Source organism: Actinoplanes palleronii (assembly GCF_016862315.1).
Taxonomy (GTDB): Bacteria; Actinomycetota; Actinomycetes; order Mycobacteriales; family Micromonosporaceae; genus Actinoplanes; species Actinoplanes palleronii.
Genome location: NZ_BOMS01000033.1, coordinates 96,224 through 107,823, shown reverse-complemented (window position 1 = coordinate 107,823; position 11,600 = coordinate 96,224). Strand labels below are relative to the sequence as shown.

Below are 11,600 nucleotides of genomic sequence, written 5' to 3'. Positions count from 1 at the left end.
GGGGCGGGGCGAGTCAGGCGGGGTGGGGGGCTGGGGGCTGGTCGCGGTGCAGGGAGGCGGACGGGATGGATCGGGAGCGGGGTGGGCGCCAGGCTGGGTCGCGGCCGGCCAGGGCCAGGGCTCGGGGCAGGCCGTCCTCTTCCGGGTCGAGGGGGACGTGCGGGCCCAGAAAACCCGGGGTGCCCTCGGCCGGGCCGGCGGCGAGGAAGTCGACGAGGGTGGCCAGCACGCGCGGGTCGGCGGCGAAGTCCTGGCCGGTGGCGCGGGCCAGGTCCCAGCCGTGCATGACCAGCTCGTTGGCGGCGACCGTGCCCAGCTCACGGGCGGGCATGGTGACCCCGCCGGCTCGGGCCTCTCCGCGCCAGGCGGCCGGCTCCCGCCACGCGGTGGCGAGCTCCTCCAGCAGAATCGGCAGGCGGCTGCGCCAGTGTGGCGACAGGTGCGCCGCGGACGGCGGTGGCGGCGGCCCGTCACTCGCGTCGGCAGTGCCGTGTGCGGCGGCGGTGAACGCCCCGGCCAGGCTCATCAGGTGATCGAGAAGGGTCGCGACGGACCAGCCCGGGCAGGGAGTGGGCGCGGCCAGGTCGCGGTCGTCGATCCCCAGCAGCAGTGCCCTGAGCCGACGAACCGGCGGGTCCAGATCCAGCGGCAGACGAGCGGCCACGGTCAGCCTCCTTCGGTTGTCGTGCCCCTTACGGTACGAGGCGGGTACGACAATTTACGGACCACGGCACACCGTTTGGCACGCTGGGCCGCTTCCGGCGAGCCGACCCGGGCCGGCCGCCCGCGCTCCGCGCCTCAGGTGCCCAGCGCAGCCGGGTCACCGGCGGGCCGGCGCCGGCGGACACGCTCCGGATCGCAGGGCCGGGCCACCCACACCGCCGACCGAAATCGGTCAGCGTGAGGGAACGTCCGCGCGACGGCGGGACACGTTCGGTGCGGCGCAGCAGCCCTGCACGCCGGCCCCGGGTCAGTCGCGGGACTGCGGCCCGGACGGCATCGGGATGTCGGAGGTCGGGTGGTTGTCCGGGACGGCGTCCTGGCCGTAGGCCGGGCTTGCCCCGGGAGACCCGTGCACCGGGCCACCGTTGGAGATGCTGGAGGCTTGGCGGGGGTGGATCGGGCCGCCCGATGACGCCGGGCCGTTGAGCGGAACCATCCCGGGCGGGATCATCCCGGGCACCGGGCCACTCGTCGGCGTCAGGTCGGACGGCATCCCGCCGGACTGCGAACCGGAGATCGCACCAGGCATCGGGCCGGGCGACGTCATCCCCGCGCCACTTCCGGAAACCCCAGCCGGGCCCACGCCAGATCCGGCATGTCCACCAGACCCGGCATGTCCACCAGACCCGGACCGTCCGCCAGATCCGGCAGGCCCGCCAGATCCCGGCTGACCGCCAGATCCAGCGTGCCCACCAGGTCCCGGCTGGCCGCCAGATCTGACCTGCCCGACATATCCGGACTGTCCGGCAGGACCGGCCGGAAAACCGGCGAACTCAGACGGTCCATCCGGATAGCCACCGGGTTCAGGCTGCCCCGCCTGGAAGCTGGCGAACTCGGACGGTCCATCCGGATAGCCACCGGGTTCGGGCTGCCCCGCCTGGAAGCCGGCGAACTCGGACAGCCCCGCGGGGAATCCCCCAGGCTCCGACTGACCGGCTGGGAAAGCACCCTGCTCCGACTGCCCGGCAGAGTAACCACCAGGACCGGACGGCCCCGCCGGAAAACCACCAGGCTCAGCCTGACCAGCAGAGTAACCACCAGGACCGGACGGCCCCGCCGGGAAGGCACCCTGCTCAGCCTGACCGGCAGAGTAACCACCAGGTCCGGACGGTCCCGCGGGAAAGCCACCGGGATCAGGCTGTCCAGCCGGGAAATTCCCAGCCTCGGACTGGCCCGCTGAGAAACTGACGGGCTCGGACTGGTCGGCCTGGAAGCCGGCATACCCGGGTTGTCCCGCAGGGAAGCCGGCGGGCTCGGACTGGCTCGCCTGGAAGCCGGCGAACTCGGACGGGCCCGCGGAGTAGCCAGCGGGTTCGGGCTGGCCAGGTGAGAAGCTCGCGAACTCGGACGGCCCTGCGGAGTAACCACTCGGCTCGGGCTGGAAGCCACCGGGTCCGGACGGCCGCGCGGGGAAACCCGCGAAATCGGACGGTCCGGCGGGGAAGCCGTTGGACTCGGGCTGGCCGGCCGGGAAGCCGCCCGGGCCGGACGGACCGGCCGGGAAGCCGTTGGACTCGGACTGCCGGACCGGGAACGCGCCGGCTCCGGAAGATCCCGCCGGGCCGTGACCCGGCTGACCGGCGGGAATCGGGCCCGGCGCCGACTGGCCGGCCGGAGCCGGGCCGGATCCGGGGATCCCCTGCGCCAGGCCGGACGACATGGAAACGCTCATCGGCTGAGGCTGAGGCTGCGACTGAGGCTGCGGCGCGGCCTGAGGTGCCGGCTGAGGCATCGGCTGAGGCGGCCCACCGGGCATCTGCGGCGCGGACGCCGGCATCTGCGGCGCCGAGCCACCCACCATCGAGCCACTCATGACCGAGCCGGCCATCTGCTGACCGGAGCTCGACTTGGCCGGGCCGGCGATAGCGGCCAGCACCAGCCGCTTCGCGATCTCCGGGGCGGCCGCCCAGTGCAGGCCGAGCTGGGACGCGTGCACCTGGCGCCAGACGAAGCCCTCCGGGTTGCCGCCCGACCAGGTCCACGCGGGCGTGGCGCCGGCGCGCGGGGTGACCACCGCGCGGTGCTGCTTGTAGCCGGTGATCCGCGCGCCCGCCGGCGCCAGCACCGAGGTGCCGGGCGCGGTCGCCTCGCGGTAGCCGGCGACGGTCTGCTCGCCGGTGGTGCCGGTGATGTCGAGGACCCCGCACATCACCCGGCCGTCCAGTTCGCGGCCGAGCCAGGGCAGGGCCACCCCCTCGGCGACGACCGGCCAGCCGTCCCGGGCGAACGTGGCCACGTCGGCGCAGAGACGGCGGTTGGCGGAGAGTTCCTCGGCGTACCCCTCGGGGAGCCCGGAGCCGACGATCAGCGCGCGGGTGCCCGGCGGCAGCGACTCGTCGCGGAGCGGGTCCACGACGACGACCTCGGCGCCGGCGGCGGTCAGCAGCTCGGCCGTCTCGACATACGTGTAAGGCGCACCCGGACCACCGGCGAGCGCGACCACCGGCCGCAGCTCGGTGGGCTCACCGGCCTCGGACGGCGTCCAGAGCGGCCCGGGCAGCGCCGGCGCGGAGTTGGCCAGCGCCATCAGCCGGTCCAGGTCGAGCGACTGCGCGACCGCCTCGCCCAGCCGGCGCACCGCGCGCCCCGCCTCGACCGTCCGGTGCGCGACCGGCACCAGGCCGTGCGCGCGGGACGGGAGCACGTTGGGCAGGTCGCCGCGGCGCAGTGAGCCGAGCACCGGCATGCCGATGTCGTCCAGGGCGCTGCGCAGCATCTGCTCGTGGCGGGGGGAGGCGACCCGGTTCAGGATCACGCCGCCCAGGTGGACCATCTCGTCGAACATCCGGAACCCGTGGACCAGCGCGGCGAGCGAGTGACCCATCGCGGCCACGTCCACGACCAGCGCCACCGGCGCGCGCAGGGCGGCGGCGACCGCGGCGGTGCCGTCGATCTCCGGCTGGCCGGTGAGGCTGTCGAAGAGACCCATCGCGCCCTCGATCACCGAGAGCTGCGCCCCGGACGCGCCGTGCCCGAACAGCGGCGCGATGCGCTGCGCGCCGACCAGGCGTGGGTCCAGGTTGCGGCCCGGGCGTCCGGCCGCAAGACCGAGGTACGCCGCATCGGTGTGATCCGGGCCGACCTTGAAGCCCGCCGTGGGGATGCCCCGCGACGCCATCGCGGCGAGCAGCCCGACGGCTATCGCGGTCTTGCCGTGGCCGGATGACGGCGCGCTCACGACCAGACGAGGCTGGGCGGTGATCAATGTCTCCCCCGAGGGTTACGCGGACCGGTAGTCACGTGATATTGACTGCCGGAAAGTCGCACAGTACCCGGCTGCGATGGGGGCTACCCCTCCGCCGGGTAGCCTCTGGGGGTGTACCGGTTCCTGTTGACCCCCCGCTGGCTGGCCACCGCCGCGCTGGCCGTGGTCGCCTCAGTGATCATGGTGTTGCTCGGCAACTGGCAGCTCCGCCGGTACCACGAACGCACCGACATCAATAACCGGATCGACGCCGCCGACTCCGTCCAGGCGGTTCCGCTGACCTCGGCTCTGGCCGCACCGTCCGCACCGGGCACTCCCGGCGCCTCCCCCGGGAAAGCGCTGGCCTGGACAAAGGTGACGGTCACCGGGCGGTACGACACGGCGCACGAGATTCAGGCGCGCGGCCGCACCGTCGAGGGCGAGGTCGGCTTCGAGATCGTCACCCCGCTGATCCTCGCCGATGGAACAGCGGTGCTCGTCGACCGCGGCTGGGTGCCGCCGGCCGCCGCCGGGGCGCTCGCCCCGCCCGTGGTGCCGCCGGCGCCGACCGGCGAGGTGACCGTTGTCGGTCAACTTCACCTGTCAGAAAGCCGACCTGCCCCGGTCGAGCGACGGGACGGCCGTCTGGACACCCGGCGGATCAGCGTGCCGCGCCTGGCCACCGAGCTGCCGTTCCCGGTCTACGGGGCGTACGTGCTGGTCAACTCACAGACACCGGCCAACGATCCGGCCTTCGTCCGGGTGCCGATCCCGCACGAGGACGCCTGGCAGAACGGCGGGTACGCGGTCCAGTGGTGGCTGTTCTCGATCATGGCGCTGGCCCTGTACGGCTACCAGGCCCGCCGTGAGGCACAGGGCCTGAACGCGCCGCCCGGCTCGCCGGTCCCGCCCGCCGAGAAATCACCCGACCGGGTAGCGGCCGCCGACCAGCGCCACGCCGCGGCGAAAGCGGAGAAGCCGGTGGACCGGGTCGCGGCCGCCGATCAGCGCCGCGCCGCGGAGAAAACCGCACGGAAAGCCGCGAAGCCGCTGGACCGGGTCGAGGAGGCGGACCGCCGTCTCGCGGCGCAGAACGGCGCCGATTAATCTCCTGCGCATGACCTTCCCGCCGGACGAACCCTGGGGCACCCCCGCACCGGCCTCGCCCGGCCCGCCACCACCGGCGCCCGCCATCTCGCCGTCGGTGCCGGCCGCCTCGCCGGCGTCCGCGGACGGCCCGGTCATCGTGCAGATCGCCGAGATCGACATCACGTCGACCCTGATCCGTACACCGGCCGGTGACTTCCCGCTGGCCGGATCGCAGTGGCAGGTGAACGAGTTCTGGGTGAGCCAGCGCCGCACCCCGACCTGGGCGAAGTTCGTCGGTTTCGGCGCGATCTGCGTCACCGCCGGGCTGAGCATGCTGCTCCTGCTGGTCAAGGAGTCGGCGCCGCAGGGCACCGTGCAGGTCACCGTCACCAGTGGGCCCCGGCACTACGTCGCCCGGGTCGCGGTGCACGACGAGGACGACGTCGTCACCATCAACCAGCAGGTCAACTACGTACGGAGTCTGGCCGCGCTCTGACCGGTCAGGCCGGGCGCGCCCCGATCGCCCGGACCGCGTCGATGGTGTCGGCCTCCGCCGCGGACTTGTCCTCGCGGTACCGCAGCACCCGGGCGAACCGCAGCGCCACCCCGCCCGGATAGCGCGGCGACGTCTGCACCCCGTCGAAGGCGATCTCGACCACCTGCTCCGGGCGGACCCGCACCACCCAGCCGTCGTCCTCGACCGCCAGCTGCTGGAACCGCTCGGTCTGCCAGCGCAGCAGCTCGTCGGTGAGCCCCTTGAACGTCTTGCCGAGCATCACGAACCCGCCGGTCTCCGGATCCCGGGCGCCCAGGTGCAGGTTGGACAGCCAGCCCTGCCGCCGGCCGTGCCCCCGCTCGACGGCCAGCACCACCAGGTCCAGGGTGTGCCGGGGTTTCACCTTCACCCAGGCCGAGCCGCGGCGGCCCACGTCGTAGGGCGCGTCGGGGGCTTTGATCACGACGCCCTCCTGCCCGGCGGCCAGGGCGGCGGCGAACGCGGCGGCCGCCTGCTCCTCGGTCTCCACCGTCGTGCGCCCGACGATCAGCCCGGCCGGCAGCGCCTCGGCGAGCGCGGCCCAGCGCACCCGGCCCGGCTCGTCCAGCAGGTCGGCGCCGTCCCGATGAAGAACATCGAAGAAGTACGGCAGGAGCGCGATCGGGTTGCTCGTGCCGCGGGTGGCCGCCCGGCTGGACGTCTCCTGGAACGGCCGGGGACGCCCCTGCGCGTCGAGCGCCATCGCCTCGCCGTCGAGCACCACCTCGCGCAGTGGCAACGCCCGGACGGCGGCCACCACCTCGGGCAGCCGGGCGGTGATGTCGTCGAGGCTGCGGGTGAAGACGGCCACCTGGTCGCCGGAGCGGTGCACCTGGATCCGGATGCCGTCCAACTTGGTGTCGGCCACCGCGGGCGTGCCGGTGGCCAGCAGGGCCGCGCCGACGTCGGGTGCGCTCTGCGCCAGCATCGGGGTGAGCGGGGTGCCGACCCGCAGACGGATCTCGGCGAGCGTGGCCGCGCCACCGGTCAGCGCGGCGACGGCGACCTGCTTGAGGTCGCCGGAGAGCAACAGGGCCCGGCGTACGACGGTGACCGGCACCCCGGCCGCCACCGCGATCGCCTCGGCCAGCAGCCCGGCCTGAGCGCCCTGGCGCAACTCGCCGCTGAACAGCCCGACGAGCAGCTGCTGCTCGTCGGCGGTGGCCGCGGTGAACAGCGCGCCGAGCAGGTCACGGCGGCGGGCCTGCGACCCGGTGCCGGCGACTGTCGCGATCTCGGCGACCGCGGTGTCCACCGCGGCGACGGTCAGGGACGGCTCGGCCGCCGGGGCCGGTCGGTCGCGCAGGCCGGCATACCCCACGCCGGTCTGTCGTTGCCGCAGCTCACCGGCGAGGAACGCGGAGCCGGCCGCGATCTCGCCGGGATCCAGCCGGCGCAGCGCGTCGGCCAGCAGCTCGATCTTCGCCTTCCGCCCGCCGGTCGCGGCGACCGCCGCCGAGGTGGCGGTGATGTCGAGGAACCGCATGATCCCCATCCTGGCAGCAAAGAACCGGGTTTTCCGCGACCACCCACGGACGTCGCCCCGGAGGGCTTCGCGTTCTGGACGCGCCAGCGGCCAGCGAAGCCCGCAGGGGTCCCGGCGGGAGCGGCGATCTGTACCCCGGCGGACGCACGACATCCTGAATTTGATCTTGATCTTGGTCGGTGGATCAGGCCGCGCGTGGCTCGGCGATCCGGAAGCCGCGGGCGCGGACCGCCTCGGCGACGCGGGTCAGCTCCGCGTCGATCCCGCACAACGCCCGGGACAGCTCGTCGAGATGATCGGTGAGGGTGGCGTCGTCCCAGCCGGAGACGTCGACGTCACCCAGCGCCCGGACCGCGGCGCGGAGCCGGGCGATCGACTCGATCCGGTCGCGGACCCGGAGACGATCGAGAGGGGCGCGCGGCCCCGCAGGCTTGACCCGAGCCGCGCTGCCCTGGCCACCACTGCCCTGGCCGGCGGGGGCCGGACCGTTGCGCATCGGAACAGCAGTTATCGAACGCATGTTCGAATCCTAACAGGAATGATCGCCGCTCACATCGTCATGGCGTGGCGGAATTTCACCTCCGCGTCGGCCGGTTCGGCCCGCGCCGCGACGAAGCCGTCCGGCCGGACCAGATAGAAGAAACCCGGTGTGAGCAGCGTCGACGGCGCCGCTGGGAAGACGTGCACCGGGAGGCCGAGATCGGGCGCCTCGACGCCCTCGACCCCGCCGTAGCCGTGGATCTGCCAGTCGGCGCTGCGCAGCACCCGGAAATTGCCGCCCGCCCAGGGCAGCCGGCGGCCGATCACCGGGTCGCGGCGGCCGTCCGGGGTGCGCGCCTGCGGGCCCAGCGGGTAGTGGATGCGCACCTGGGAGATGTACTGGAACAGCCGTGACCCGCCCGCCGTCCGGGGCAGCGCCCGCACCGCCACCGGCGCCAGCAGCGGGATCAGGGCGGTCCGCAGCAACCGGTTCAGCCTGCGGTCCGAGGTGATCGCCCGGAAGAGCCGATCGGTCGTGGCCACCAGGATCTTGGCGACCGGGCGGCGCTCCGCCTCATAACGGTCCAGCCAGGTGTCCTTGCGCCGGCCGCGCAGCACGTCGGCCAGCTTGAACGCCAGGTTGTGCGCGTCCTGCAAACCGGTGTTCATGCCCTGCGCGCCGACCGGCGAGTGCACGTGCCCGGCGTCGCCGGCCAGCAGGAACGGGCCGTCCCGGAACGCCGCGGCGATCCGGTGGTGCACCTTGTACGTGGCGAACCAGCGCGCCTGCGCATACGTCACCGCGAACGTCTCCCGCAGCCGCGCCCGCACGTCCTCCTCGTCCAGCCCGCCGTCGCCGTCGGAATCCCGGACGATGCCGATCAGCCGCCAGTTGCCGCGCCCCGGCATCGGGAAGGCCAGCAGGAAGTCCCGCCCGCCGGGCCGCACGTTCACCGACTCGGCGACCAGCCCGGCCGCCCCTGCCGCGTCCAGCACGTAGAACCGGAGCGCGTTGGTGCTGCCCTCGAACGGGATCCGGCGGGCCCGGCGGACCGCGGAATTCGCCCCGTCGCAGCCCACACAGAACCGGGCCCGCACGGTGTCGTTGCCGACCTTCGCCTCGACACCGTCCTCGACCTGGGCGACCGCGGTGACCGCCGTCTCCCAGACCACGTCCCCGCCGAGCTTGCGCAGGTTGTCGTAGAGGATCTCCTCGTTGCGGCTCTGTTCGAGCACCTCGAGGTACGGGTACGGCGTGACCCCCTGCCCGAGCGGGCCGAGCGGCACCCGCCCGAACACCCGGGCCCCGCTGCCGGGCGCGAGCCCCTCCGCCCGGTGTGCCGCGTCCAGCACCTGATCGCCGATGCCGAGCTGGTCGTAGATCTCCAGGCTGCGTGCCTGGACCACGAGCGCCCGGGACTCACGTGTGGGGCCGTCCTTGCCGTCCACCACCAGCACGTGCACCCCGAGCCGGGTCAGCCAGTTGGCGAGCATCAGCCCGGTCGGACCGGCGCCCACCACGAGGACCTCACACGACAGCTCGGCCATCAGCGACTCCCTCTCATGTCACTTCGTCATGATCTCCGCGACGTTCTTGAGCAGCAGCGTCTCGGCCACACAGACCAGCTCGAACTCGCCCAGGTGCAGACTCTCGTTCGGACCGTGCGCCGCGGCGTGCGGGTCTTCGACCCCGGTGACCAGGATCGTCGCACCGGGGAACAGTTCCTGGAAGGTGGCGATGAACGGGATCGAGCCGCCGATGCCCATGTCCACCGGCTCGACGCCGCCCCACGCGGAGCGGAACGCGGACCGGGCAGCCTCGTAACCAGGGCCGGTCGCGTCGATCACGCACGGGTTGCCGTCGCTCTCCAACGTCACCTCGACGTGCGCGCCCCACGCGACGTTCTTCTCCAGGTGGTCCTTGATCGCGGTGAACACCGCCTTGGGGTCGTCGCCGGGCGCGACCCGGACGCCGATCTTCGCTTTGGCCGTCGCCTGCAGGGCGTTGGCCGCCTCCAGCGTGCCCGGCGCGTCGATGCCGAGCACCGAGATCGACGGCTTGGTCCAGATCCGGTCGGTGATGGTGCCCTGGCCGATCATGCTGACGCCGTCGAGCATCCCGGCCTCGAGCCGGAACCGGTCCGCCGGGTAGTCGACGCTGGCGCCCTCGCGGCCGAACAGCCCGCCGACCGCGACCTCGCCGCTGTCGTCGTGCAGCGTGCTGATCAGCCGGGACAGGGTCATCAGCGCGTCGGGCACGACGCCGCCGAACATGCCGCTGTGCACGGCGCTCTTGAGCACCTTGACCTCGACGAACAGGTTGACCAGGCCGCGCAGCGAGGTGGTCAGCGCGGGCCGGCCGATGTCCCAGTTGCCGGAGTCGGCGATCACGATCACGTCGGAGCGCAGCTCCTCCAGGTGCGCCTGGATGATCGCGTCGAGGGAGTCCGAGCCGTATTCCTCCTCGCCCTCGACGAAGACCACCACGCCGACCGGGAGCTGGTCGCCGAACGCGCGGAGCGCGGCCACGTGCGCCATCACACCGGCCTTGTCGTCGGCGGCGCCGCGGGCGTAGAGCCGCCCGTCCCGCTCGACCGGCTCGAACGGGTCGCTCGCCCAGAGCGCGGGGTCGCCGGCCGGCTGGACGTCGTGGTGCGCGTAGAGCAGCACGGTGGGTGCGCCGGGCGGTGCGGGTTTCCGGCCGATCACCGCGGGCTGGCCGCCGTGCCGCACGATCTGCGTGTCGAGGCCGCAGCCCCGCAGCAGCTCGGCGACCGCTTCGGCGGAGCGCTCCACATGTGAGTGGTCGAACCCCTCAAAAGCGATGCCCGGGATCCGGACCAACCGTTCGAGGTCGGCACGGACACCGGGCATCAACTGCGCGATGGTGGCGCGCAGGTCGGATTCACTCAAGCTCATGAGCCGATCGTAGAACTGCCGTAGGACAGTTCGTGTGATCAGCCCGGTTCGCCCTCGCCGCCGTTGCCCTCCCGGCGGCCCCGGCGGGCCGCGTCGTTGGCCCAGTTCATCGCCCGGCCGGCCGCCGACCCGGCCATGTCCGCCGCGCCACCGCCGAACCTGCGCACCAGCCCGACGAGCGGATCCTGCGAATTCGCAAAATCTTCACGGTACGACTTGGCAGCCGCCTTGACGTCCTCGGTCACCGACGCGTCGCCATCGGAGTCCCGCCGCGGGTAGTCGCCCTCGAGGATCTGCGCGTACGCACCGGAGTCGACCCACTTGCGCAGCTCGGCGGCCCGGGCGACCGGGAACGGGTGGGTGCTCCACGCGGTCATCCCGATCTTGTGGATGCTGTCCCGCAGGTCGCCGCCGCCCTCGTACTCCGCGGCCTGCTCCAGGAACGCGGTGGTGTCGATCTGCGAGAGGTCGCCGCCACCGGCCAGCTTCATCAGCAGCCGCAGCGAGGCGGCCGGGTCCTGCCCGGCGAGCAGACCGGCGCGGTCGGCGGAGAGCTCCGCCTTGCGCCACCACTCCAGCATCGCCGCGATGATCGCCCGCAGCGCGATCGCGCCGATCGGGATCCAGCTCAGGTTGGCCGCCCAGCTGGTCAGGATCATCATGATGGTCTTGTAGACGGCGTGGCCGCTGCGCACGTGGCCGAGCTCGTGCCCGAGCACCGCCCGCAGCTCGTCGTCGTCGAGCTTCTCCACCGCACCCGTGGTGATCACGATGAACGGCTTGTCCAGACCGATCGCCTGACCGTTGATGATCGGCGACTGGGTGACATAGAGCTCGGGCAGCTCGGCGATGTCCAGGGTGCTGGCCGCCTCGGTGTACCGCTGGTAGACCCGCGGGTACTGCCGGTGGTCCACGCGGATCGAACCGGCCAGGTAGCTCAGCCGGAACCCGCGCTCGTTCCACATCCCGAAGAACGTCTTCACCACGTCGTCGAAGCCGCGCAGCTCCCGCAGAGCGGACAGCGCTCCGCGGTCGGCCGGGTGCTCCCAGGCCCGGGAGCTGATCCCGGTCAGCGTCACGCGGCGGCGTACCGGCCGGTTCTCATCATCGGTCGTCATGGATCAAACCCCGTTCTCCGCCGCTGGCGCGACGGTCGTGGCTGCGCTTTTCCAGCGGCCCGCTGT

General features: G+C 72.9%; 9 protein-coding genes. 2 read left to right on the top strand and 7 right to left on the bottom strand.

Going from position 1 to position 11,600, the window contains the following annotated elements:
- Positions 1 to 13: 13 nt before the first annotated feature.
- Both Apa02nite_RS12710 and Apa02nite_RS50985 read right to left on the bottom strand, forming a co-directional pair.
- Positions 14 to 664 carry a TIGR03086 family metal-binding protein gene (locus tag Apa02nite_RS12710; protein ID WP_203825214.1) on the bottom strand — a complete coding sequence of 217 codons (651 nt, stop codon included), beginning with the start codon at positions 662 to 664 and terminating at the stop codon, positions 14 to 16.
- A 306-nt stretch (positions 665 to 970) separates the two neighbouring features.
- Positions 971 to 3,901, bottom strand: coding sequence for a cobyrinic acid a,c-diamide synthase CobB (locus Apa02nite_RS50985; protein ID WP_239164277.1), 2,931 nt, complete (start codon positions 3,899 to 3,901; stop codon positions 971 to 973).
- A 138-nt stretch (positions 3,902 to 4,039) separates the two neighbouring features.
- Between Apa02nite_RS50985 and Apa02nite_RS12700 the strand changes: the two genes are divergently transcribed.
- Complete coding sequence (locus Apa02nite_RS12700; protein WP_203825213.1) at positions 4,040 to 5,014, top strand: SURF1 family cytochrome oxidase biogenesis protein; 975 nt, start codon at positions 4,040 to 4,042, stop codon at positions 5,012 to 5,014.
- Between the two features lie 10 nt (positions 5,015 to 5,024).
- Positions 5,025 to 5,492 (top strand): hypothetical protein, encoded by a 468-nt coding sequence (locus tag Apa02nite_RS12695; protein WP_067695714.1) that lies wholly within the window; start codon positions 5,025 to 5,027, stop codon positions 5,490 to 5,492.
- A 4-nt stretch (positions 5,493 to 5,496) separates the two neighbouring features.
- Here Apa02nite_RS12695 and Apa02nite_RS12690 read toward each other — a convergent pair whose 3' ends face one another.
- The 5 genes from Apa02nite_RS12690 to Apa02nite_RS12670 form a co-directional block, all read right to left on the bottom strand.
- The gene (locus Apa02nite_RS12690) at positions 5,497 to 7,017 is read right to left on the bottom strand and encodes an ATP-dependent DNA ligase (protein WP_203825212.1); all 1,521 of its coding nucleotides are present in this window, start codon (positions 7,015 to 7,017) and stop codon (positions 5,497 to 5,499) included.
- 184 nt (positions 7,018 to 7,201) lie between these two features.
- Positions 7,202 to 7,537: a hypothetical protein gene (locus tag Apa02nite_RS52330; RefSeq protein ID WP_373872914.1), complete on the bottom strand. Its 336-nt coding sequence runs from the start codon at positions 7,535 to 7,537 to the stop codon at positions 7,202 to 7,204.
- A gap of 29 nt (positions 7,538 to 7,566) precedes the next feature.
- Entirely contained in the window at positions 7,567 to 9,045 is a 1,479-nt protein-coding gene (locus Apa02nite_RS12680) for an FAD-dependent monooxygenase (RefSeq protein ID WP_203825211.1), read from the bottom strand.
- Positions 9,046 to 9,063: 18 nt separating this feature from the next.
- A complete protein-coding gene (locus Apa02nite_RS12675; protein WP_373872916.1) occupies positions 9,064 to 10,410 on the bottom strand; it encodes a dipeptidase in 1,347 nt (448 codons plus the stop codon).
- Between the two features lie 44 nt (positions 10,411 to 10,454).
- Positions 10,455 to 11,534: a M48 family metallopeptidase gene (locus tag Apa02nite_RS12670; protein ID WP_203825210.1), complete on the bottom strand. Its 1,080-nt coding sequence runs from the start codon at positions 11,532 to 11,534 to the stop codon at positions 10,455 to 10,457.
- Positions 11,535 to 11,600: the final 66 nt, after the last annotated feature.